Annotated in this window: 28 protein-coding genes; 21 read left to right on the forward strand and 7 right to left on the reverse strand. The window is 68.4% G+C overall.

All coding sequences use genetic code 11. The features are described from left to right. The first annotated feature begins 49 nt into the window (after positions 1-49). The 18 genes from ILT46_RS06405 to ILT46_RS06490 all read left to right on the forward strand — a co-directional run bounded on the left by ILT46_RS06405 (position 50) and on the right by ILT46_RS06490 (position 14,243). The gene (locus ILT46_RS06405; RefSeq protein WP_199503805.1) at positions 50-1,216 is read left to right on the forward strand and encodes a phage portal protein; all 1,167 of its coding nucleotides are present in this window, start codon (positions 50-52) and stop codon (positions 1,214-1,216) included. Then, the gene (locus ILT46_RS06410) at positions 1,213-1,518 is read left to right on the forward strand and encodes a DUF6127 family protein (RefSeq protein ID WP_199503806.1); all 306 of its coding nucleotides are present in this window, start codon (positions 1,213-1,215) and stop codon (positions 1,516-1,518) included. The genes ILT46_RS06405 and ILT46_RS06410 overlap by 4 nt, the downstream gene beginning before the upstream one ends. Further along, the gene (locus ILT46_RS06415) at positions 1,515-1,940 is read left to right on the forward strand and encodes an HK97 family phage prohead protease (RefSeq protein WP_199503807.1); all 426 of its coding nucleotides are present in this window, start codon (positions 1,515-1,517) and stop codon (positions 1,938-1,940) included. The genes ILT46_RS06410 and ILT46_RS06415 overlap by 4 nt, the downstream gene beginning before the upstream one ends. A gap of 108 nt (positions 1,941-2,048) precedes the next feature. Beyond that, complete coding sequence (locus tag ILT46_RS06420; RefSeq protein WP_199503808.1) at positions 2,049-3,212, forward strand: phage major capsid protein; 1,164 nt, start codon at positions 2,049-2,051, stop codon at positions 3,210-3,212. A 114-nt stretch (positions 3,213-3,326) separates the two neighbouring features. Beyond that, positions 3,327-3,872, forward strand: a complete 546-nt coding sequence (locus ILT46_RS06425) for a head-tail connector protein (RefSeq protein WP_199503809.1) — start codon at positions 3,327-3,329, stop codon at positions 3,870-3,872. Next, positions 3,869-4,039: a hypothetical protein gene (locus ILT46_RS06430; protein ID WP_199503810.1), complete on the forward strand. Its 171-nt coding sequence runs from the start codon at positions 3,869-3,871 to the stop codon at positions 4,037-4,039. Before ILT46_RS06425 ends, ILT46_RS06430 begins: the two co-directional genes overlap by 4 nt. Before the next feature lie 5 nt (positions 4,040-4,044). Further along, on the forward strand, positions 4,045-4,437 hold the full coding sequence (gp17, locus tag ILT46_RS06435; RefSeq protein ID WP_199503811.1) for a tail completion protein gp17: 393 nt from the start codon (positions 4,045-4,047) through the stop codon (positions 4,435-4,437). Positions 4,438-4,564: 127 nt separating this feature from the next. After that, positions 4,565-4,972: a phage major tail protein, TP901-1 family gene (locus tag ILT46_RS06440; protein ID WP_199503812.1), complete on the forward strand. Its 408-nt coding sequence runs from the start codon at positions 4,565-4,567 to the stop codon at positions 4,970-4,972. Then, positions 4,969-5,292, forward strand: coding sequence for a gene transfer agent family protein (locus tag ILT46_RS06445; protein WP_199503813.1), 324 nt, complete (start codon positions 4,969-4,971; stop codon positions 5,290-5,292). Before ILT46_RS06440 ends, ILT46_RS06445 begins: the two co-directional genes overlap by 4 nt. Further along, positions 5,289-5,489, forward strand: coding sequence for a phage tail assembly chaperone (locus ILT46_RS06450; RefSeq protein ID WP_370592364.1), 201 nt, complete (start codon positions 5,289-5,291; stop codon positions 5,487-5,489). Before ILT46_RS06445 ends, ILT46_RS06450 begins: the two co-directional genes overlap by 4 nt. Further along, positions 5,476-6,078, forward strand: a complete 603-nt coding sequence (locus tag ILT46_RS06455; RefSeq protein ID WP_370592365.1) for a tail tape measure protein — start codon at positions 5,476-5,478, stop codon at positions 6,076-6,078. The genes ILT46_RS06450 and ILT46_RS06455 overlap by 14 nt, the downstream gene beginning before the upstream one ends. A gap of 4 nt (positions 6,079-6,082) precedes the next feature. Then, positions 6,083-8,422 (forward strand): DUF2460 domain-containing protein, encoded by a 2,340-nt coding sequence (locus tag ILT46_RS06460; RefSeq protein WP_199503814.1) that lies wholly within the window; start codon positions 6,083-6,085, stop codon positions 8,420-8,422. Then, complete coding sequence (locus ILT46_RS06465) at positions 8,419-9,237, forward strand: DUF2163 domain-containing protein (RefSeq protein ID WP_199503815.1); 819 nt, start codon at positions 8,419-8,421, stop codon at positions 9,235-9,237. Before ILT46_RS06460 ends, ILT46_RS06465 begins: the two co-directional genes overlap by 4 nt. Further along, positions 9,234-9,656, forward strand: a complete 423-nt coding sequence (locus ILT46_RS06470; RefSeq protein ID WP_199503816.1) for a peptidoglycan endopeptidase — start codon at positions 9,234-9,236, stop codon at positions 9,654-9,656. The genes ILT46_RS06465 and ILT46_RS06470 overlap by 4 nt, the downstream gene beginning before the upstream one ends. Next, complete coding sequence (locus tag ILT46_RS06475; RefSeq protein ID WP_199503817.1) at positions 9,656-11,827, forward strand: phage tail protein; 2,172 nt, start codon at positions 9,656-9,658, stop codon at positions 11,825-11,827. The genes ILT46_RS06470 and ILT46_RS06475 overlap by 1 nt, the downstream gene beginning before the upstream one ends. 13 nt (positions 11,828-11,840) lie before the next feature. Further along, entirely contained in the window at positions 11,841-12,293 is a 453-nt protein-coding gene (locus ILT46_RS06480) for a DUF2793 domain-containing protein (protein WP_199503818.1), read from the forward strand. Positions 12,294-12,502: 209 nt separating this feature from the next. Next, complete coding sequence (locus ILT46_RS06485) at positions 12,503-13,612, forward strand: OmpA family protein (protein WP_199503819.1); 1,110 nt, start codon at positions 12,503-12,505, stop codon at positions 13,610-13,612. 94 nt (positions 13,613-13,706) lie between these two features. After that, complete coding sequence (locus tag ILT46_RS06490; RefSeq protein ID WP_199503820.1) at positions 13,707-14,243, forward strand: superoxide dismutase family protein; 537 nt, start codon at positions 13,707-13,709, stop codon at positions 14,241-14,243. Here ILT46_RS06490 and ILT46_RS06495 read toward each other — a convergent pair. From ILT46_RS06495 to ILT46_RS12335, 7 genes are all read right to left on the reverse strand, one after another. Then, positions 14,240-15,805, reverse strand: coding sequence for a spinster family MFS transporter (locus tag ILT46_RS06495; protein WP_199503821.1), 1,566 nt, complete (start codon positions 15,803-15,805; stop codon positions 14,240-14,242). The genes ILT46_RS06490 and ILT46_RS06495 overlap by 4 nt on opposite strands. Positions 15,806-15,813: 8 nt before the next feature. Continuing rightward, positions 15,814-16,518 carry a 7-cyano-7-deazaguanine synthase QueC gene (gene queC / locus ILT46_RS06500; protein ID WP_199503822.1) on the reverse strand — a complete coding sequence of 235 codons (705 nt, stop codon included), beginning with the start codon at positions 16,516-16,518 and terminating at the stop codon, positions 15,814-15,816. A gap of 52 nt (positions 16,519-16,570) precedes the next feature. Then, positions 16,571-16,984 carry a hypothetical protein gene (locus ILT46_RS06505; RefSeq protein WP_199503823.1) on the reverse strand — a complete coding sequence of 138 codons (414 nt, stop codon included), beginning with the start codon at positions 16,982-16,984 and terminating at the stop codon, positions 16,571-16,573. Positions 16,985-17,059: 75 nt separating this feature from the next. After that, positions 17,060-17,953, reverse strand: coding sequence for an Hsp33 family molecular chaperone HslO (gene hslO, locus ILT46_RS06510; RefSeq protein WP_199503824.1), 894 nt, complete (start codon positions 17,951-17,953; stop codon positions 17,060-17,062). Positions 17,954-17,999: 46 nt separating this feature from the next. Then, the gene (argF, locus tag ILT46_RS06515; protein WP_199503825.1) at positions 18,000-18,932 is read right to left on the reverse strand and encodes an ornithine carbamoyltransferase; all 933 of its coding nucleotides are present in this window, start codon (positions 18,930-18,932) and stop codon (positions 18,000-18,002) included. Next, positions 18,929-20,113, reverse strand: a complete 1,185-nt coding sequence (locus ILT46_RS06520) for an aspartate aminotransferase family protein (RefSeq protein WP_199503826.1) — start codon at positions 20,111-20,113, stop codon at positions 18,929-18,931. The genes argF and ILT46_RS06520 overlap by 4 nt, the downstream gene beginning before the upstream one ends. 114 nt (positions 20,114-20,227) lie before the next feature. Next, a complete protein-coding gene (locus tag ILT46_RS12335; protein ID WP_199503956.1) occupies positions 20,228-21,028 on the reverse strand; it encodes a cold-shock protein in 801 nt (266 codons plus the stop codon). A 258-nt stretch (positions 21,029-21,286) separates the two neighbouring features. Here ILT46_RS12335 and ILT46_RS06530 point away from each other — a divergent pair, with 258 nt between their 5' ends. Genes ILT46_RS06530 through ILT46_RS06540 form a run of 3 tightly spaced genes read left to right on the forward strand, consistent with a single transcriptional unit; the run spans position 21,287 to position 22,937 of the window. Next, positions 21,287-22,084 carry a TerC family protein gene (locus tag ILT46_RS06530; protein ID WP_199503827.1) on the forward strand — a complete coding sequence of 266 codons (798 nt, stop codon included), beginning with the start codon at positions 21,287-21,289 and terminating at the stop codon, positions 22,082-22,084. Then, positions 22,081-22,524, forward strand: a complete 444-nt coding sequence (locus tag ILT46_RS06535; RefSeq protein WP_199503828.1) for a TIGR01244 family sulfur transferase — start codon at positions 22,081-22,083, stop codon at positions 22,522-22,524. The genes ILT46_RS06530 and ILT46_RS06535 overlap by 4 nt, the downstream gene beginning before the upstream one ends. A 5-nt stretch (positions 22,525-22,529) precedes the next feature. Next, entirely contained in the window at positions 22,530-22,937 is a 408-nt protein-coding gene (locus tag ILT46_RS06540) for a hypothetical protein (RefSeq protein WP_199503829.1), read from the forward strand. Positions 22,938-22,941: the final 4 nt, after the last annotated feature.

Raw genomic sequence — 22,941 nt, forward strand, 5'->3', positions numbered from 1 at the left:
CAATCCAGTTCCGCCGCCTAACCCCTCCCTCCCAACCCGGAGAACCCCCATGTCTTTCCTCGATAGTCTGGCCGCCGCCTTCAAGGGCGGGGGCGCGGCGGCGCGTGTGCCGTTGGCGCGGCCCTATATCTCGCCCTGGGCGGCCGCCTTTGCCGCCGCGCCGCAGGGGCGTGTGCCGTTCGATTACCAGACCGCGCTGCCCCGCGCCTTTGCCGAAAACCCGGTCGCCCAGCGGGCGGTGCGGATCGTCGCCGAGGGCGTGGGCAGCGCGCCGCTCGCCGCCAGCGATCCGGCGCTCGCCACGCTGGTGCAGGCGACCAGCGCCGGGCAGGCCCTGCTCGAAACGCTGGCCGCGCATCTGACGCTGCACGGCAATGGCTATGTCCAGATCGTCAAGGACGCGGCTGGCCGCCCGGCGGAACTGGTCGCCTTGCGCCCCGAACGGGTCAGCGTGATCCCCGGCGATGATGGCTGGCCCGCCGCCTATGCCTATCGCGCAGGCGAGCGCACGCTGACCCTGCCGGTCGAGGATGAGCAGGGCTGGCCGGTGCTGATCCATCTGAAGGCGCTCGACCCGGCGTCCGATCATTATGGTGGCGGCTGCCTGTCGGCCGCGGCGCAGGCGGTGGCGGTTCATAACGAGGCCGCCCGCTGGAACCTCGCGCTGCTCGAAAACGCCGCCCGTCCGTCGGGCGCGCTGGTCCATGATAGCGGCGATGCCCCGCCATTGTCGTCCGATCAGTTCGAGCGGCTGAAGATCGAACTGGACGCTGCCTTTGCCGGTGCCGCCCATGCCGGGCGGCCGATGGTGCTCGACGGCGGGCTTCGCTGGCAGAGCATGGCGCTGACCCCGGCGGACATGGATTTCGCCACGCTGAAGGCTGCCGCCGCGCGCGACATCGCGCTCGCTTTCGGGGTGCCGCCGATGCTGCTCGGCCTGCCGGGCGACAATACCTATGCCAATTACCGCGAGGCCAATCGCGCGCTGTGGCGGCTGACGCTGCTGCCGCTGGCGGGCAAGATCCTGGGCGGCATCGCCGAAGGGCTGCGGCCGTGGTTCGCCGGCGCGACGCTCGGCGTTGATCTCGACCAGGTGCCGGCGCTCGCCGAAGATCGCGAGCGGTTGTGGGGCCAGGTCAGCGCGGCCGAGTTTCTGTCGCCAGCCGAGAAGCGCGCCCTGCTCGGCCTCGCCCCCGCAGAAGGGAATTCGCCATGACCCGCGACGAAAAGCTCGCCCGGCTGGTCGCCGATGCGGCCGAGGGGCGCTCGATCCCGGTGCTGCTGGGGCTGGTCGAGGAAGCCAGCGAACAGGGCGCCGAGCGCGCACTCCACCGGCTGGGCCTGTCGGACGACAATGCCAGCGCCGACATCGCCGATTTGCGCGAATTGCTGACCGCCTGGCGCACCGCCAAGACCAGCGCGTGGAAGGCGGTGGTTGACTGGCTGGTGCGCGGTGTGCTGGCGCTGCTGCTGGTCGGTATCGCGATGCGGATGGGCGTGGCGGAGCTGCTCAAATGAGCGCGCCTGCCCCATTCCATTCAGCCCCGATCCGTTTCGCCGGCTATGCCGCATTGTTCGGCAGCGCCGATGCAGCGCGCGACACGATCCGCCCCGGAGCCTTTGCCGCGACGCTGGCGGCGGTGCGCGATGGACCGTTGCCGCTGTGCTGGCAGCATAATCCGCGTCAGGTGATCGGCCGGGTCGAGCGCGCGTTCGAGGATGCACGCGGGCTGGCGGTGATCGGCCTGGTCGATCCGGCAGCCCGCGCCGCGCGGCTGCTGCTCGCCGGCGCGCTCGACGGTCTCAGCTTCGGCTACCGCGCGCGGCATTGGCGTCGCTCGGCCACAGGGCGCGAGTTGATCGCGCTCGACCTCATCGAAGTCAGCCTGGTCGCCCAGCCGCTCCACCCAGACGCGCGGGTCCACTGGATCGCGCCCTAACCTGTCGCCCCGGACGTGATCCGGGGCCCAGCTCACCTTTTACCGCAAACAGCGGGACCCCGGGTCGAACCCGGGGTGACGATTTCCCCCCAACCCGAAAGGCCCTTTATGGATATTCCCGTTTCCACCCCCTCGCCCGTCACCGATCCGGCGGCGGCGAGCTTTGATATTGTCGCCCGGCAGGACAAGGCCGAGGCCGATATCACCGCGCTTTCGGCCGAGGTCGAGGAGGTCAAGACCCGCCTCGACCGCGTGGCCCGCGCCGCCACCCGCCCGGCCATCGGCGGGGCCGCCGGCGACATGGCCGCGCCCGAGGTCAAGGGCTTTGTCGACCGCTATTTGCGGCGCGGCGATACCTCGCTCTTCGAGGTGAAGGCGATGAACACGCTCGTCCCGGCCGAAGGCGGCTACGCCGTGCCGCGGCAGATCGACGCGCTGATCGCCCGCCAGCTCGTCGAGATCAGCCCGATCCGCGCGCTCGCCCAAGTGGTCCAGACCGGCACTGCCGGCTACCGCAAGCTGGTCGCCCGCGGCGGCACCGCCAGCGGCTGGGTGTCGGAAACCGCACCGCGCCCCGAAACCGGCGCGCCCCTGTTTGCCGAAATCGCCCCGCCGACGGGCGAGCTCTACGCCAATCCGGCGGCGAGCCAGGCGATGCTCGATGATGCCGGGTTCGACCTCGAAAGCTGGCTGGCGAGCGAGATCGCGATGGAGTTCGCCCGCGCCGAAGGGGCCGCCTTCATCCACGGCAGCGGCATCAATCAGCCCGACGGCTTCCTCAACGCGCCCGCCACCGCGCAGGCGGACAGCGCGCGCGCCTTCGGCACGCTGCAATATGTCGGCAGCGGGGCGGCCGCCGGGTTCGGCAGCAACCCCGAAGCGCGGCTGATCGACCTTGTCCACACGCTCAAGGCCGGGCACCGGCAGGGGGCGAGCTGGGTGATGAATTCGGCGACGCTGGCCGAGGTCCGCAAACTCAAGACCGCCGACGGCGCATTCCTGTGGCAGCCGGGCCTGGTCGAAGGCCAGCCCGACCGGCTGCTCGGCTATCCGGTGGTCGAGGCCGAGGATATGCCCGACATCGCCGCCGGCGCCTATCCGGTGGCGTTCGGCAATTTCCGCCACGGCTATCTGATCGCGGAGCGCAGCGCGACGCAGATCCTGCGCGATCCTTACACAAACAAGCCGTTCGTGCACTTCTACGCCACCCGCCGGGTGGGCGGGCAGGTGCTCGATTCCGCCGCGATCAAGCTGCTCAAGATCGAGGAATAACCGGGCCCGCCGGCCTGCTCTCGCCGGCTGCCTGACGCCGCGCCCCGCCGCCTGCCCCCTTCGGGCGGCGGGGCGCGGTTCTTTTTTGCCCCTCGCGCCAAGGATACCGCCTTCATGGACCGCATGCCGATTTCCCCCACCGCGCCGCCCGCGCCTGCGTTGAGCCAGCTCAAGCACTGGCTGGCGATCAGGAGCCCTGACGAGGACGCGCCGCTTGCCGCGCTCATCGCCGCCGCGCTCGAAGCGTGCGAGGCGTTCACCGGGCTGGTCCCGCTGATCGCCGATTACGAGGCGCTGCTGCCCGCATCGGGCGCGTGGCAGCGCGTGCCGGCGCGGCCGGTCCACGCGATCACCAGGGTGGAAGCGATCCCGGCCGAAGGCGCCCAGCGGGTGCTGGCGGGCGAAGCCTACGAGATCGAGCTCGACGCCGATGGCAGCGGGCGGGTGCGGCTGCTGCGGCAGGGCGATGCCGGGCGGATCGCGGTCCGCTTCACCGCCGGCCTTGCGGGCGAATGGGCGGCGCTCCCCGCCAGCCTCGCCCATGGGATCATCCGCCACGCCGCCGCGCTCTATCGCCAGCGCGATGCGGGCGAGGACAGCCCTGCGCCCGCGCCGGCCATCGCCGCCTTGTGGCGGCCATACCGGCAGGTGCGGCTGTGATCGCCGCCCGGCTGATCCCCGCGCCAGAACGGCTGACGGGCGCGCTGGCCCGCAAGGCCGCGCGGCTTGCCGCCGCGCACGCCGCGCAGGCCCTTGCCCAAGCGCGCGATGACCCGGCGCGCTGGCGGCAGGCCGACCTCCTCTGGCCGCTCTTCACGAAAGGCTGACCCCGATGGAACTGCCCTTGCGCGCAGCCCTGCTGCGCTGGCTGGCAACCGGCCCCACGCCGCTCACCACGCTCAACCTGCTGGCCGAGGAAGCGCCGCTCGCCGCCAGCCCGCCCTGGCTCGGCATTGTCGCCAGCGCGGCGGTCGAATGGGGCGCGAAGGAGGCGCCGGGGCGCGAAATCCGCGTCGCGCTCGAACTGCATACGCGTGGCGACGATCCGGAAGGCGATGGCGCGCTGGTGCGGGCGATCGACACACGGATCGAGGATTTTCCGCGCCGCCACGATGGCTGGCAGGTCGCCTCGATCGCCTTCCTGCGCTCACGCGCCGAACGCCGCCCGCGCAATCTGCGCGCGATGCTGATGGAATACCGCTTCCGCTGCCTCGCGCTCGCCTAGACCGACACGGTTGAGCTGAACCAGCTGGACCCCGGGTCAAGCCCCGGGGTGACAGCAAAACCCTGTCGCCCCGGACCTGATCCGGGGCCCGGCTACCTTGCGGAAAATCCCCACGAAAGGACACACCATGACCCCCCAGAAAGGCGCCGCCTTCCTGCTCAAGATCGGCGACGGCGCACAGCCGCCGGCCTACGACACTGTTGCCGGCCTCCGGACCACGCAGATGGCGATCAATGGCGACCCGGTGGTCGTCACGCACAAGCAATCGGGCGGCTGGCGCGCGCTGCTGTCGGGCGCGGGGACGCGCTCGGTTTCGGTCAGCGCGGCGGGCATCTTCCTCGGCAGCGCGGCGGAAGACCGCGTGCGCGGCCATGCGCTCGCCGGCACCATCGCCGAATACGAACTGAGCTTCGAGGATGGCGCGAAGATGCGCGGGCCCTTCCTCGTCCAGCGGCTCGACTATTCCGGCGATTTCAATGCCGAGCGGACCTATACGCTGCAGCTCGAAAGTGCCGGGCCGGTGGTGCCCGTATGAGCGCGCCTGCCGATAGCTTCGCCAACCCGCATCGCGGCGAGGCCAGCCTGATCGTCGCCGGGGCCCCGTGCACCTTGCGCCCGAGCTTCACCGCGCTGGTCGCGGCCGAAGAAGAGCTGGGGCCGCTGTTCGCGCTGGTCGAACGCGCCGGGGCCGGGCAGCTCAAACTGGCCGAGATCGCCGCGCTGTTCTTTCATTGCCAGCACGGCGCCGGCCACACACGCGAAGCTGTGGGCGAGGCCGTGCTTGCCGCAGGCCTCGCCGCCTGCACCGCGCCGCTGCGCGTTCTGCTCGGCCAGATCCTACGCGGGAACGCGTGACAGACGGCAGTTTCGGCGCCGAAGCCGCGCGGATGGCGGGCCTTGCCGCGCGCGCTTTGGGCTGGGCGCCCGCCACCTTCTGGGCCGCCACCCCGGCCGAACTCGCCGCCGCGCTGGCGCCCGCCGACCCCACCCCGCCGGCGCTGACCCGCGCCGAACTCGCCCGCCTGATGGAGCATGATGATGACCATGACTGACGACACGCTCGAACCGCTGCTGGTCGAGGTGCGCGCCGGCACCAATGGCTTTGCCGCCGACATGGCACGGATGCGCAGCGCGCTCGACACGACGCTGGTGGACGGCTTTGCCGGGGCCGGCGCGGTGCTCGAACGCGGGCTGCTGGCGGCGCTCAAGAAAGGCAGCATCGGGTTCGAGGATCTGGGGCGGATGGCGCTGCAGATCATCGACCGCATCGCCAGCCACGCGATCCAGGCCGGGCTCGAAACGCTGCTCGGGGGTCTCGGTGGCGGCGGGAAAGGCAGCGGGGATGGAGGGGGTATCGGCGGCCTGCTGGCCGGCGGGTTCGGTGCGCTGCTCGGCCTGCCGGGCCGCGCCACGGGCGGGCCGGTTGCGCCCGGTCGTGGCTACCTGGTGGGCGAGCGCGGACCCGAACTGTTCGTCCCGACCAGCGCCGGCCGGGTCGAGGTCGCCGCCCCGTCCCGCCGCAGCGATGTGCGCGTGGCGATCAACCTGGCCGCCCCGCGCGACACCACCACGCCGACCGCGCTCGCCCGCTCGAGCCGGCAGGTGGCGAGCGCGGTCCGCCGCGCGCTGATGGAGCATTGAGCCGATGACCTACTGGCTTTGCCGCGAACGCCGCGGCCAACATGGCGACTGGCTCCAGCGGTTCGACCCGCGCTTCTGGACGGTCAATTTCCCCCGCCCGATGATGGCCTCGGTCGTCACCACCGGGCCCGATGCCTTGCGGGTGGACTGCGAGTTTCACCATGCCGGCGAGCTCGCCGGGCTGATCTGGGACAGCGTGGACCGGCTGGACCACCCGCTGCTGGCCTATGCCACCGACCGCAATTATGCGCGCACCACCCTGCGTTTCCGCTGGCGATCAGGCGGGCTGGTGCCGCTCGACGCGCCGCACGGGCCGACGCTGACGATCGAGGGCCAGGATGCCGCCGGCAACGCCCGCAGCTGGTACGTCCGGCTGTGGAATTACGCGCAAGGCACGCCCGAAGATGCGGTGATCACGCTGCCCTTCTCAGGCCTGGCCGACGGCTTTGCCCCCGGCGGCGAGGCGGTGCACCCGTCGCGGATTGCGCGGATGTTCATCTCGCTGTGCCCGCCCGGTTATGTCGAAGGCAGCACCGCACCGCTCACGACACGCGCCGATGGCTGGGCGGAATTGAGCGACATAAGCTGCGACGGCGAACGCGCGATGCTGGCGCTGGGCGATGTGCTGCTACCGCCGCATGGCGAACAGCTCGCCACCGCCTATGACGATTGCTTCAACCAGACCCCGGCGCGGCTGCTGCGGCAGGTGCGCGGCCTCGGCTATCGCGGGCGGATCGTCCATTATCTCGGGATGAGCCATTTCTTCCGGCTGGTGCCGGGCGAAGGGCGATTGCTGGCGGCGGGCGACGGCGCGCTGGCCGGCCCGGCGCTCGCATGGCACCGCGCGTTCTTCGCCGAATGCGCCGCGCGCGGGTTCGAGGCCATCGCCTCGCTCTCCTACGAACTGCTCGCCCAGCATTGCCCCGATGCCTGGCAGCAGCGCGCCGCCGATGGCACGCCCGCGCGCACCGGGTGGGAACCGCCCTCCGCGCTGCCGAGCCCGGCCCATGCGGGCGCGATGGACTGGCTGAAACAGGTCGCCGCACGTTTCGTCGCCTTGATCGAGGAGGCTGGCCTGCCGGTCCGTTTCCAGATCGGCGAGCCGTGGTGGTGGGTCACCGCCGATGGCCATATCTGCCTTTACGATGCGGCGGCCAAGGCGGCGCTGGGCGGCAATCCGCGGGTGATTGCCGATATGCGCGCGCCGCAAGGGCCGCAGGCCCGCGCCCTGCTCGGCATGGCCGGCAGCCTGCTCGCTGCTTCCACCGCCGGCCTGACCACAGCTATCCGCGAGGCCGCCAGTGGCCCGGCCGAAGTGCTGCTGCTGGCCTTCACCCCGACTGTGCTCGACCCCGCCATGCCCGACCTGAAGCGTGCCAATCTGCCGCTCGAATGGGCGCACCCCGCCTTCGACCGGCTGCAGCTGGAAGATTACGACTGGCTGACGGCGGGCAAGCAGGCGCTGCGCCGAGCGGCGCTGGCCGAGGTCGATGCCCGACTCGGCTACCCGCCGGAAAAACAGGATTACTTCGCCGGTTTCGTCCTCCGCGGCGAGGATGCTGAAACCTACTGGCCGCGGATCGACGCCGCGCTGGACGAAGCGCGTGCGCGCGGCATCGGCCAGCGTTTCGTCTGGGCGCTGCCGCAGATCGCGCGCGATGGCTACACCCGCCTCGCGCCCCCGCCACAGGAGAGCGCGGTGCAACCCTTCGACGATGTCCCCTATCCGCTCGCGCTGGGCCGCGACACCGCGGTCAGCCCCGAATTCTCGACCATGGTCGCCACCACCGCTTCGGGCCATGAGCGGCGCAACGCGCTGTGGTCGGATGCGCGGCTGCGTTTCGATGTCGGCCCCGGCATCCGCGCCGAAAGCGAGCTGGGTACGCTGATCGCCTTCTTCCGCGCCCGCCGCGGACCGGCACGCGGGTTCCGGCTCCGCGACCCGTTCGACCATTCCTCGGCCGGGATGACCGGCGTGCCGGGCGCAACCGATCAGCTGCTCGGCACGGGCGACGGTGCGCGGGCCGATTTCCCACTGGTCAAACGCTATGGCGAAGGCGGCGAGCCGCAGATCCGCCCGATCACCCGCCCCGCCCCTGGCAGCGTGCTGGTGGCGGTGGATGGCATCGCGACGACCGCCTTCGCGCTGCGCGAGGGCGGAATCATCGCCCTCGCCGCCGCGCCGCCCGCCGGCGCCGAAGTGACCGCCGGTTTCCTGTTCGACGTGCCCGTGCGCTTTGCCGAAGACCGGCTGGATGTCGCCGGCGTCAATTTCGCCGCCGGCGAGGCGCCTTCGGTGCCGCTGGTCGAATTGCGCGAAACCACCGCCGAGCCTGCGCCATGAGCCGCGTGTTCCTGCGCCGCGAGCTGGAAGGGGTGGCGACTTTCTGGCGCGTCCACCGCCGCGACGGGGTGACGCTGGGCTTCACCAGCCACGACCGCGATCTGGCGTTCGGCGGCGTCACCCACCGCGCCGCGCCTGGCATGGTTCCGGCCGCGATCCGCCGCACCGCCGACTTCACCGATGACAGCGCCGAGGCCGACGGCATTCTCGCGCATGACAGCATCAGCGAGGGCGACCTTGCCGCCGGCCGCTTCGACCAGGCGGCGATCGAAATGGGCGCGGTCGATTGGGAAACGGGGGAGCACGCGGTGCTCTATACCGGCACGCTCGGCGCCATCACGACGCAGAGCGGCGGTTTCTCGGCCGAATTGCGTTCGGCCAAGGCGGCGCTGGAGCGCGACCCGGTCCCGCGCACCAGCCCGACCTGCCGCGCCGAGTTCTGCGGGCCGGGCTGCAACCTGTCTCCCGCGCGGTTCACCCGCGAGGCGGTGTTGGCCGAGGTCGAGCCGACGAGCGGTGGGCTGATCTTCGCTGGAATCGACCCCGCCCTCTACGCCGGCGGCGAGCTTCGCTGGCTCGACGGCCCGGAGTGCGGCCGCACCTTCGGCATTTGCGGCGTGGCAGGCGCGGCGCTGCTGATCGACGACGGCGACACGCCACCCCCGTCCGGCACTCGCGCGCTGCTGCGCGAAGGCTGCGACCGCACAATCGCCACCTGCGCCGCGCGGTTCGGCAATGCGCTCAACTTTCAGGGCGAGCCGTTCCTGCCCGGCAACGATCTTCTGGCACGCTATCCGCAAGGGGGCGGGGCATGACCGGCGCGGCCATCGCTGCCGCTGCCGCCGCGCTGGTCGGCACGCCCTACCGCGCCGAAGGCCGCGCGCCGGGCCACGGGCTCGATTGTCTCGGTGTGGTGCTGGCCGCGCTGCGGGGCGCGGGCATTGCCGCCGCCGAGATGCCGTCGCCGCCGGGCTGGCGGCAGACCGCGATCGACGAGTGGCTGGGCCGCGCCGCGCAGGTCGGCCTGCGCCCGGCCAGCGGGGCGCCAATCCCTGGCGACGTGCTGCTCGTCGCCAGTGGCCCGGGGCAGCATCATTTGCTGATCGTCGGCCCGGCGGGCGACAGCTGCATCAGCGCCCATGCCGGGCTCGGCCAGGTGGTGGCGAGCCCGCTGCCGGCCCCCGCCACGCTCCGGCGCCACTGGCGCATGGCAGACAACAAGGATTCCGGCTGATGGCTACTCTGGTACTCACCGCGCTCGGCACCGCGCTGGGCGGCCCGATCGGTGGTGCGCTCGGCGCAATGGTCGGCGGGCGGATCGACGGCAAGCTGATGGGGACCCGGTACGGCCCGCGGGTCAAGGAGCTGGCGGTCACCACCTCCAGCTACGGCGCGCCGATCCCGCTCCATTTCGGGCGAATGCGCGCCGCCGGGACGATCATCTGGGCGACCGACCTTGTCGAACACCGCGAGAAGAGCGGTGGCAAGGGCCGGCCCGCCACCGCAACCTACAGCTACAGCGCCTCCTTCGCGGTGGCGCTGTCGGCGCGGCCGATCCGCCGGGTCGGGCGCATCTGGGCCGACGGCAATCTGCTGCGCGGCGCGGCGGGCGATCTCAAGGTCGGCGGCGCGTTGCGCGTCCATGACGGGCATGGCGACCAGCCGCCCGATCCGCTGCTGGCGGCTGCACTGGGGGCGCAATGCCCGGCCTTTCGCGGCCGCGCCTACGCGGTGTTCGAGGATCTGCAACTCGCCGATTTCGGCAACCGCATCCCCGCATTGACCTTCGAGATCATTGCCGATGAAGGCGAGGTGGCGCTGGGCGATCTGATGGGCGCGCCAAATAGCGAGCAGCCCTTTGCGGGTCTCGCCGGCTACGCGCTCGAACAGGGCGCGCTGGGTGGCGAACTGGCAGCCATCAACCAACTCTATCCGCTCACCTGCCTCAGCGAAGCGGGCGCTCTGGCCGTGCAGGCGCGCATCGAACCGGCCAATGCGGAGGCGGCGCTGGCGCCGGTGTTGGGCGAACCGGCGGTGTCGGGCGAGCCGGAGGATTTCGGTGGCCCCGCCGGCCAGCGCAGCCAGCGCGACAGCGGGCCGCGCGCATGGATCGAAAGCCTGCGCTATTATGACCCGGCCCGCGATTACCAGCCCGGCGCGCAGCGGCCCGGCGGCCGGCCCGGCATGGGTGCCGGGCGGCGGCTCGATCTGCCCGGGGTTATTGAAGCCGGTGTTGCAAGGCAGCTGGTCGAGGGTGCCGCGCGGCGAGCGGAGCAGGACGGTCCGGTCGTTTCGTGGCGGGTGGCGGAACTCGACCCCTCGCTTGCCCCCGGCCGCGTCGTGCGGCTGCCCGACCGATCCGGTCTGTGGCGGATCGAGGAATGGGAATGGCGCACGCCTGGGGTCGAATTGACCCTCAGCCCCCTGTCCGGTCCGCGCGCCACACCGGTTGCGGCCGGGCCCGGCGACCCCGGCGCCATCGTTGCGCCGCTCGATTCCGCAACCGGCCCGACACTGCTTCGCGCCTACCGCCTGCCACCCCAAGGCAGCACCGTGCCTGGGCTCGCGATCGCCGCGTCGTCGGCGCAGGCAGGTTGGCGCGGCGCGGCACTGTATCAGGTCGAAAGCGACGCGCTGCTCCCCGTGGCGGCGAGCGGTCGCAGGCGCGCAGCGCTCGGCGCGCTTGTCAGTCCGCTGCCCCCGTCACCTGCAATGCTGTTCGAAGCTGCCGGCGAGATTATCTTGCAGCTGGTTTCCGACGAGTTCATCCTGTCTTCCGCCAGCCGAGCCGCGCTTGATACCGGGCACAACCTCGCGGCGATCGGCGCGGAACTGGTGCAGTTCGCGCAGGCCCAGCGCACCGCGCCGGGGTTGTGGCGATTGACAGGCCTGCTGCGCGGTCGCGGTGGAACCGAACCGGACAGCCGCCGCGGACACATTGTGGGCGCGCCGTTTACACTGCTCGACGAGGCCGTAACCACGCTCCTGCCGAGCGAAAGCGGGATGGCGCCTGGCCGCATTGCCGCCATTGGCCTGGCCGATGAGGCACCGGTGATTTGCGACATCGAAGAGCTTGGGACGGGCCCGTTGCCGCCCGCGCCGGTGCATCTGCGGTTCGGCGGTTCCGCCGCGACGGGACTGACCCTCTCATGGGTGCGCCGCGCACGCGGATGTTGGCAATGGCCTGACCGCGTCGAAGTCCCCCTGGTCGAAGAGCAGGAACGGTATCTGGTCGGTGCCGGCACTGCCGACCGACCGGAGGCGCAATGGCTCACAACCCAGCCGCATCTGCTGCTCGCCCCCGGATCGTTGCCGGCAGAGGTGCAGGGACCGCTGTGGGTGCGCCAGATCGGCACGCACGGATTGTCACTACCGGCATTTTTCCCCGACCTGCCCCTGAACTGACAAAGGAATTGTCATGAGTGATCTGAACTGCGCCACTGAGCGCACCGCGCGCGTCGGCTTCCCGTTGCTCCATGTTGGGCAGGCCCAGAAAGAAGTGACGATCAACGAAGCCTTCGCCTTGGCCGATGCCCTGGCTCAACCGCGCGTAAACGGTATAGCCGACACCCCGCCCGCTTCGCCTGCCGAGGGCGAGTGCTGGATAATTGCGGCCGGGCCGAGCGGTGCGTGGACCGGCCGTGCAGCGTCGCTCGCGATCTTTCAGGCCGGTACATGGATTTTTGGCTCCGCGTTCGAAGGCCTCACTGTGTTCGATGCGGGTGCCGGCGTTCGCAGGATCTATCGCGACGGCGCGTGGCAAACCGTCCCGCTCCCGAGCAATGCGACGGGCGGCGCCGTGGTCGATCAGCAGGCGCGTGACCAAATTGCCACACTGTGCGCGGCACTGCGCATGGCAGGCGTTTTATAGGCTGCGCAACGGGAACAAGCCTTACAGAGTGTCGTTAGGCCGGCACAAGGGGCGATTACGCTGTTTTTGTGGCGGACTTCCGGCGAGTAAATCTTTCCGGACGCTCTGCAACTGAACAAAAGTATTGTCTGCTTGCCTGCCCATCGGGGAACCGGTACATCATCGGCCACTCGGTGGCTTTGAAGTTCGCAAAGAAGGGGAATCTCATAATGCGGAAACTCGTCATTGGTATGGCGATGGCCTCAACGGCCCTTGCCTCGCCCGCCCTGGCCCGTGACGGCCAGTGGTATGTTGAACTCGACGGCGGTGTGATGATCGTCGAAGATCTGGAATTCGATGTCGGTGCTGTCGAAAACGGCGTGTCGATCGATTCGGACTACGGCTCGGATTTTGGCGGCATTGTCGGTTACGATTTCGGCGCCTTCCGTCTCGAAGCGGAAGCTTCGTACAAGGAAGCCGACTTCGACAGCATCGTCAGCACGACGACGCTGGCCTCTCGTACCGTTGCGGCGCCTGCCGGCACCTACGTCACCGATGGTGACGTCAATGTGCTGAGCTTTATGCTGAACGGTATGTTCGACTTCGGTCCGGATGACGGGCTGCAGGGCTTCATCGGTGGCGGTGCGGGCGTTGCCCGGGTTGACACCAATGCAGGCATCCAGGTCGGCTCGACCGCGTTCGACGATTCGGACACGGGCCTCGCCTGGCAGCTTCTCGCCGGCGTGCGCGCTCCGCTGACCGACAACATGGATGTCGGCATCAAGTACCGCATGTTCACCGCCGAAGACGTCGGCCTGGTGGATACGCTGGGTCGCGACTTCGACGGCAAGCTGCGTTCGCACTCGCTGCTGGGGACGTTTACCTTTAACTTCGGCGCTCCGGAAGTTGTGCCGGTGCCGGCGCCGGTGGCTCCGCCCCCGCCGCCCCCGCCGCCCCCGCCGCCCCCGCCGCCCGCGCCGGTGGTCCAGTGCAACACGGGTCCGTACATCGTGTTCTTCGACTGGGATCGTTCGGACATCACCGCGGAAGCTGCGACCGTGCTCGACAACGCTGTCAGCTCGTATCGCAACTGCGGCAATGCCTCGGTCATGCTGGCTGGTCACACCGACCGTTCGGGTTCGGCGCAGTACAACATGGGCCTCGCCCAGCGCCGCAACGCTTCGGTTCGCGACTACCTCACCGGTCGCGGTGTCCCGGGTGGGCGGATCTCGAGCGAAGCGTTCGGCGAATCGCAGCCGCGCGTTCCGACTGCCGACGGTGTGCGCGAGCCGCAGAACCGCCGCGTCGAAATCACTTACGGTCCGGGTTCGGGCATGTAAGTTTCGCGCAAGCGAATGTTACGCGAAAGGGGCCGGAGCAATCCGGCCCCTTTTTCGTTGGTTTAAGGATCGCCGCTTCCATAGGATCCTTCACATGACGCGCTACCACACTGCTTTCGCTTTTGCCGCCGCTGCCTCGTTGGCCGGCTGCGCCTCGCATTACGACGCCGCCCCGCGTACCGTGGCCAGTTCAACCATCGCCAACGCTGCCGGCATGCCGATCGGCACCGCGCAATTCGTCGACACCGCCGGCCGCTTGCACGTGAATGTGAGTGTCACGGGATTGCCCGCCGGGACGCACGCGGTTCACCTGCACCAGATCGGCCGCTGCCAGGCGCCCGATTTCACCTCTGCCGGGGGGCACCTCAATCCGGCCGGAAATACGCACGGCACCCTGTCGCCCACCGGTCAGCATCTGGGCGATCTGCCGAATATCGAGATTGGCGCCTCGCGCACCGGATCGGTGACGGCCGAACTCGGCGCGGCCTCCACGCAAGCGTTGGCGCATCTTTTCGATGACGATGGCACCGCAATCGTGGTTCATGCCCAGGCTGACGACTACCGTACCGACCCGACCGGGAATGCCGGCGGAAGGATCGCGTGCGGCGTGGTCGGGCGCCTCAGCGGCTAGTTCGCCGGTTCACCCGCCTGCGCGGCGCGCGCTGCGATGGTCGCCTCCGCGCCGGGGAGCGCGCGATAGGCGTAGATCAGCAGGACCATCGATACCGGCACCACCGCCAGGATCGAGAGCACACCAGTGCGCATACTGCCGGTGAGGTCCGAAATCTGCCCGACCATATACGGGCCAAGGGCGAGCCCCACCAGCGTGGTAGAGAGGAAGAAGGCCGCAGTCGCCGTTCCTCGCATCCGGGGCAGCACGAGATCCTGCGTGGTCGCGGCGGCAGCGCCGAGGGCTGCGGCGGCGAACATCCCGGCGAGAAAATTCATCAGGTAAAAGGTAAATGGATCCACGGTAGTAAAGCCGACCCAGATCGGCAGCGCAGGCGCAATGATGCCGAACATGATCACCAGAATGCGGCCCGCCGGCAACCGTGCGCGCAGCGCATCGCTGAGCCTGCCGCCAATGATGACGCCGAGGAAGCCCGCCACTGCGCTGTTGGCGCCGAGGATGAAGGCGAGTTCATCTTTGGGCAGTTTCAGCACCGTTTCGGCATAGGGCGCGGCCCAGAAGGCCAGCGCATAGGCGCCGAGTGATACCAGGCCATACCCCAGCGCCGTGCAGATAAAGGCCGGTGTGCCCCAGATCAGCCTGAACGTCGCCGGATCGTGCTGGCGAAGAGTCGATGCCCACGAAAACACCGCGTAATAGCCGAACGTGATCGCAGTCCATTGGGGGATGTTGCCGGTCAGGGCGATCATCCACCAGGCAAAGCCCACCATCGCCGCGCCCACGGCAAGATTGACCAGCACAGCGCCTGCACCGCGCCGCGCCGCGTGAGCCAAGGTGAAGGGCGGCAGCAGCATTGATAGGTCGACGAAAAACTCACGCAAAGGATGCTTGCCATCGGCAGCGTTGTTGATCCCCCCGGCATGATGACGCGGCTCGCGCAGGCTGGCGACCCACAAGGCGACCAACAGGCCGGGCAGACCAACTGCCAAGAACGCCGCCTGCCAGCCGACCAGCCCGAACGCACCCCCGCCGGGGTTGGCCGCATCCCACCACTGCGAAATCTTGGCCCCGAGCAGCAGGGACACCCCGCCGCCGATATACAGCCCGGAGGAATAGATCGCGAGCGCGGTCCCGCGCTTCTTCGCCGGGAAGTAGTCGGAAATGAGCGAGTAGGCGGTCGGGCTGGCGGTCGCCTCGCCGATGCCGACGCCCATGCGCGCCAGCGATAGCGTCAGGAAATTGCGCGCGAGGCCCGACGCGGCCGTCATCGCCGACCATAGTGCCAAGCCGATGGTAAGCAGCCGCACCCGGTGCCACCGATCGGCCAGCCGCCCGAGTGGTACTCCGAATAACGCATAAAAAGTGGCGAACGCCGCGCCCCCGAGAAAGCCGAGCTGGCTGTCGTTCAAACCCAGATCGCGCTTGATTTCGACTGCCAGGATACTGAGGATTTGGCGGTCGATGAAATTGAGAACGTAGACCACCACCAGCACAAACAGGACATACCAGCTATAGGCCGGGACTTTCTCGTCGGTCAGCTCATCGGGTTTCAGCGCGGCCACATATCCTCTCAATCCCCCGGCGCATCGGCCGCGTAGCGTGTAGTATCGACCAGCGCGGCTTCCGCAAACCCCTTTCTCCGCAGGCGACACGAATCGCACAGCCCGCAGGCAAGTCCTTCGGGCGTCGGGTCGTAGCAGGACCAGCTCCACGCCGGGTCGAGCCCCAGGCGATAGGCTTCGCGGGCAATGTCGGCCTTGGTCATGTGTTGAAGCGGCGCATGAATCGTTACTGGGTCGCCCTCGGCGCCGATGCGCGTGGCCAGCCGGGCCGTTTCAGCGAAGCTGGCAATGAACTCGGGACGACAGTCGGGGTAGCCGGAATAGTCGAGCGCGTTGACCCCGATGAAGATATCGCGCGCACCGCTGGCCTCGGCAAATCCCGTGGTCAGCGAGAGGAAGATGAGGTTGCGTGCGGGGACGTAAGTAACCGGGATCGCTCTGTCGACGCCCTCTTTGGGCACCGCGATATCGTCAGTGAGCGCCGAACCGCCGAATTGCCGGAGATCGAGTGATAGGAACACGTGTCGTTCGGCTTCCAGACGCGCGCCGATCGCGCGCGCGGCGTCGAGTTCCCGGCGATGGCGCTGACCGTAATCAACGGTCAGTGCGTGGAGCCCCAGGCCGCGCTCTCGTGCAAGCGCTCCGACGACCATGCTGTCGAGCCCGCCGGACAGCAACACCACCGCCGCCCCAGGCTTGTCATGATTATCCATGCACCGCCGCTAGCGCTGGTGGCCGACAGGGGCAATGCCGCGCGTCGAGCGCTCAGCCGCAGGTACGGACCCGGCGCGCTTCGGCCTGAAATTCGAACGGCAGGTCCGCTTCGATGCCTTGGCCGCTGATCTGGACCAACGTATCGGATTCGCGGCGAATGCTGGTCCGGCCATAACCATTGCCGCGGCAGGTATATTGCACTGTCACCTGATCCCGGCTGTCCTCAACGACATAGCGGCGACAGGTCGATCCCGCGTGTCGCAACTGCACCAGTTCCTGCCCATTGCGGAGGCATAGCCGGCGCGGCGCGGCGCCATCGCGAAAGCGCAATTCCCACAGGCCCGGATCAAGCTGCCCGAGCATGGCAAGCCCGGGCGCCTGCGCTGTTGCCGGTGCTGCGAATAGCGTCAGCGCGGTAGCAAGCGCCGCCGCAGCCTCGAGGGTGAAAAGTGCGTCTTTGGTCATGACAATTACCTGGTCGAACCTTCGCCTACACTAATCCTAGCGCGATGAACCGTTCCCTACCAATGACAAGCCGTGTCACAGTGCGAGACAGAATTGGCGCGAGCAGAAGGCGCAATCCACCACGATCTGTCCGTTCGCATCGCGCATTTCTGCCTGTTCGCTGGCAGGGAAGCGACGAATGATCTGCTCGTAATGCGCGGCCGTGCAGCGACAGCCACGAACGATCACTGGACCGGCAGCGACGCGCACCGCATCCTCCTCGTGGAACAATCGCCAAACCAGTGCTTCGAGCGGAAGGTCGGTATCCAGCAGTTCCTCGTGGCGCACGCTTCCCGCCAGCACCGCGACATGGTCCCATGACGGGTCCTCAACCCGCGCTGCCAGCCGCTCACGCCCCTCCTCGCCGTCTGGCATATGCTGCACCAGCATTCCCCCGGCCCGGCAACGATCCCCGTCGAGCCGGGTCGCCACGCGGATCAATGTCGGCACCTGCTCCGACTGCGCGAAATAGCTTTCGCACGCTTCAGCCAGGGATGCGCCTTCGAGCGGCACAATCCCCTGCCAGCGACCGTCCTCGCCGCTTCGATCGAAAGTGATCGCCAGATAGCCCTGCCCGAACAGCGCGTAGAGGGACGGATTTGCCCCCAGCGCCGCCAACCGTTCGCCGTCGAAATCGACATAGCCACGCAGTTCCCCCTCGCGCCAGTCGCACACCAGGAGGCGCACAGTGCCACCGTCGGTCTGCGCCTGCATGGTCATCTGCCCGCCATCCTGCTTGATCAGCGAGCCAATCAGCGCCGTCACCACCAGCGCCTCGGCCAGCAGATGCGTGATCGCCGGGGGATAGGCGTGGGCGGCTAGTATTTCGTCCAGCACCCGGTCGAGCCGCACCGCCCGGCCGCGCACATCGCGCGCGGGGATGGTGAAGGTCAGCGGGCGATCGGAACGGATTTCGGCGGTGTCAGTCATCGGCGCAGATATGGGCGTGCCCGCAGCGATTCCAACGTGAGCGGCGCTATATTTGCCTGAAACACCAGCGCAAGATCGCTTTCTGCGCGTGGATCCGGTTTTCCGCCTCGTCGAATACCACCGATTGCGGCCCCTCGAACACCTCGGCGCTGACCTCCTCGCCGACATGGGCCGGCAGGCAATGGAGGAACAGCGCATCGGGCTTCGCCCGGGCCATCAGCGCCGCATCAACCTGGTAAGGCTGCATCGCGGCGAGCTTCGCCTCCGCGTGCTCTTGCCCCATCGAAATCCACGTATCGGTGACCAGGACGTCCGCGCCGGTTGCCGCTTCGCCCGCGTCGCGGGTGAGGGTGACGCCCGCGCCCGCAGCGCGCGCCCGGTCGATAAACCCCTTATCCGGCTCGAACCCCGCGGGCGTCGCGATGCGCAGGTTGAACTTCATCAATCCCGCCGCCTCGATCAGCGAGTGCAGCACATTATTGCCGTCGCCCAGCCAGGCAATCTCCAGCCCGGGCAGCGCCTTGCCCCGCTCGATCAGCGTGACGAGATCGGCGACGATCTGGCAGGGATGCGACAGGTCGGTCAGGCCGTTAATCACCGGCACGCTGGCGTGATGCGCCAGTTCCTCCAGCTTGGCATGATCATCGGTGCGGATCATGATCGCATCGACCATCCGGCTGAGCACGCGCGCAGTGTCGGCGATGCTCTCGCCGCGGCCAAGCTGGCTGGTGCCGGAATCGAGGATCAGCGCGCTGCCGCCCAACTGCCGCATGGCAATGTCGAAGCTGACGCGCGTGCGGGTCGAGCTTTTCTCGAAGATCATCCCCAGCACATGCCCGGCGAGCGGCGCATCCTCATCGGCCCGGCCGCGCGGCTGGCCGCTGCGCGCTGCCTTGCGATCCAGCGCATCGCCGATCATCGCCGCGATTGCGTCACCGCCCGCATCGCCGAGCGCGAGGAAATGCCGCAGCCCCGTCATGCAGCGGGCTCGTAATCTGCCGTGCCGGCGGACAGGCGATCGAAGAACTCGTCGATCTCGGCATCGCCAGCGACCAGCGGCGGCAGGATGCGCAGCGTGTTGTCGCCCGCCGCCACGGTCAGCAAGTGATGCTTGTCGCGCAAATGGACATAGAACGGGCGGCTTTCGCTCTTGAGCTTGAGGCCGATCATCAGCCCCTTGCCGCGCACGCTGTCGAACACATCGGGATAGTTGCCGATGAACTGTTCGAGCCGGGTGCGGATGCGTTCACCCTTCTCGCTCACTTCAGCCAGGAAAGCGTCATTGGCCACCGCATCCAGCACCGCATTGCCCGCCGCCATCGCCAGCGGATTGCCGCCATAGGTCGATCCGTGGGTGCCAAGGCCCATCCCGCGCGCGGCTTTCTCGGTCGCGAGGCACGCGCCCAGCGGGAACCCGCCGCCAATGCCCTTGGCGGTGGCGAGGATGTCGGGCGCGATCCCGTAATGTTCGTAAGCATAGAGCTTGCCCGTGCGGGCGACGCCGCACTGCACCTCGTCGAACACCAGCATCAGATCATGCTCGTCGGCCAATGCGCGCAGGCCGCTGATGAACTCGTGGCTGGCCGGCCGAATGCCACCTTCGCCCTGGATCGGTTCTACCAGGAAGCCGGCGGTATTCGGCTCCATCAGCGCCTTGGCGCTCGCCAGATCGTCGAATTCGGCATATTTGAACCCGGCGAGCAGGGGCATGAAACCCTTGTGCATCTTGTCCTGATTGGACGCGCTGATCGTCGCCATCGTCCGCCCGTGGAACGCGTTGGTGAAGGTGATCAGCTCGAACCGCCGATCGTTGCCGCCATGCTGGTGATAGGCGCGCGCGGTCTTGATCGCGCATTCGACCGCCTCGGCGCCGGAGTTGGTGAAGAACACGGTGTCGGCAAAAGTCAGATCGACCAGCCGCTGGGCCAGCGCCTCGCCCTGCGGGCTGCCATAGAGGTTGGACACGTGCATCAGCGTTTCCGCCTGGCGCTGGATCGCGCCGATCAGGCCGGGGTGCGAGTGCCCGAGAAGATTGACCGCAATGCCGCTCGCAAAATCGAGATAGCGCGTGCCGTCCTCGTCGATCAGATGGCAATGTTCGCCGCGCACCGGGCGCACGCCGCAACGCGGATAAACGGGCATCAGGGGGGTGATCGACATCTGAAAACCTCGGCGGTCTGGATGAAAGAAAGAGAAATGGCGGCCAGTGCGGCCGCCATTTCGGTGCTTCTAGGCAGTCTGAAATGCCCGGTCAAACACCGGGCCGCTCCGGGCTCAGCCTTGGGCCGGGACCAGATTGACCGCCGAATATTTGCCGCGTCGATCGACCTCGAGGTCGAACTCGTAGCGTTCGCCTTCGTTGATCGCCGACAGGCCCGAGCGTTCGACCGCGCTGATATGCACAAAGGCATCGGGCTGGCCGTCATCGCGCACGATGAAGCCAAAACCCTTCATCGCGTTGAAGAACTTGACCGTGCCGGTGGCACGTTCGCCGGTCAGTTCGCGCTGCGGGGCCGCCGGCCGGTCACCGCGATCGCCCCGATCGCCGCCGGGACGGTCGCCGCGCGACTGCACGGGAATGACATCGCCGACGATCTGGAGATCCTGCGCCGATACCTTGCCGCCGCGATCGACCAGGTTGAATTCGAGTTCCTGCCCCTCGGCCAGCCCTTCGAGCCCGGCGCGTTCAACCGCGCTGATGTGCACGAACACGTCTTCACCGCCGGTTTCCTGCTGGATGAAGCCGAAACCCTTCTGGCCGTTGAAGAACTTGACCGTGCCCTTGCCCGTGCCGACGACCTGCGGGGGCATGCGGTTAAACCCGCCGCCGCCACCGCCACCAGGACGCGGCCCACCGGGGCCGCGCGGACCGCCGCCGAAACCGCCGCCGCCGCCACCGAAACGATCACCACCACCGCCGAACCGGTCGCCGCCACCACCGAAACGATCGCCGCCGCCGCCGAAGCGGTCACCACCGCCGAAATCGCCGCCACCGCCGAACGGATCGAAACCTTCTTCACCAAAACCGTCGCGCTTGTCCTTGCCGCGGCCCCGGCGCCCTCTGTCGTAACCCATAATCCCGCAATTACCTTCGTCTGCCGTCTTGCGTCGTGCTGCCGGAACCGTGAACGGCCCGATCCCGGCAAAAGCGGCCGCGCGCAAGGATTCCCCCGAGCCCCCAACCGACAAAGCCCGACCATAGCGCGCAATCGCCTGTCATGCGAATACTTTAACACCGCGCCGCCCAATGACGCATCTTTGTGACATTTTCGCATGGGCCGAACCTCGCCAGCCGGCTTGTCATCGCGCGGGGGCTTAGGCAAGGAACCGACGATGGAACTGATCGAACTGCTCTCCAGCCCGGCGGCGTGGGCTGCCCTCCTCACCCTCATTGCGCTCGAGGTGGTGCTGGGGGTCGACAATCTGATTTTCATCGCGATTCTGTCCAACAAGCTCCCCGTCCATCAGCAGCAGAAGGCGCGGCGGATCGGCCTGATGCTGGCGCTGGTGTTCCGCATCATGCTGTTGATGCTGATCGGCTGGCTGGTCACGCTACAAACGCCGATTTTCGACCTTGGCATCGAGGGTGCGCTGAATGAATACGGCAAGCCCAGCTTCGAAACCGCGTTTTCGGGGCGCGACCTGATCCTGCTGGCCGGCGGTCTGTTCCTGCTGTGGAAGGCGACCAAGGAAATCCACCACTCGATGGAGCCGGCCGATGATTCGGGCGAGCTGCTCGACAAGACACCCGGCAAGCTCAAGGCCGGCGCTGCCACCTTTGGCGCGGTGATCGCGCAAATAGTCGCCATCGACATCGTCTTTTCGGTCGATTCGATCCTCACCGCGGTTGGTATGACCGACGACATTCCGATCATGGTCACGGCGGTGGTAATCACCGTCGGGATCATGCTGATCGCCGCCGATCCGCTGGCCCGGTTCATCGAAAAGAACCCGACGCTGGTGATGCTGGCGCTGGCCTTCCTGGTGATGATCGGTCTGGTGCTGATCGCTGACGGCTTCGGCTTCCACGTGCCCAAGGGCTATATCTACGCCGCGATGGGCTTTTCGGTGGGGGTCGAGATCCTCAACATCATCCAGCGCAACCGGCGCCAGAGGGAGAAGGCCGCATGAGCCAGTTCCGCCAATTGACGCCCGATATGGCGGTCAGTCCGCAATTGGCCCCGTCCGACGTCGCCGCCGCGGCCGAGCAGGGCTTCGTGCTGATCGTCAACAACCGCCCCGACGGCGAGGAGGAAGGCCAGCCGGCCGGCGCCGAGATTGCCGCTGCCGCGCGGGCCGCCGGGCTTGGCTATGTCGCAATTCCCGTTGCTGGCGGCGGTTTCGGCGCGCCGCAGGTTGACGCGCTGACCGAGGCCCTCGCCGCAGCAGATGGGCCGGTGCTGGGGTTCTGCCGCACCGGGACCCGCTCGACACTGCTGTGGGCACTCGCCCGCGCCCGCGCCGGCGACGATCCGGCGGTGCTGGCGCAGCAGGCGGCCGCTGCCGGCTATGACCTTGCCCCGGTGCGGCAGGCAATGGACGTGCTTGCCGCGCAGGCGCGCCCGGCCTGACCCGCATGGCGGGGCAGGCGCTCCAGTTTCTCGGTTCGCTCGCCGCCATCAGCGCACTGGTGGCGATCGCGGCCTGGCTGAAGCTCGGCACGCCGGACGAAGCCGAACGGCTCGATACGGCCGAGCGGATCGCGGCTGCGGCGCTCGCCGCGGTGCCCTGCTTCACCGCTGTCGCAACCGCACCCGACCCCACCGGAGAGGCAGCCTTGGCCCGCGACGGTGACGGTCGCGTTGTCCTGCTGCGCCGACACGGTGCACACTATGCCGGCCGCCTGCTGACCCGCGGGGCAGCAACTGTGCTGGAACCCGACGGGCGGCTCAGGATCGTGCCCGACGACCCGCGCTTCGGCCCTGTCACCCTCAAGCTCGATAATCCTGACACTTGGGCCACGGTCATCGCTGCGCTAGGTTGAGCGC

This window comes from Qipengyuania sp. YIM B01966 (assembly GCF_016461955.1).
In the GTDB taxonomy this organism is placed as follows: domain Bacteria; phylum Pseudomonadota; class Alphaproteobacteria; order Sphingomonadales; family Sphingomonadaceae; genus QFOP01.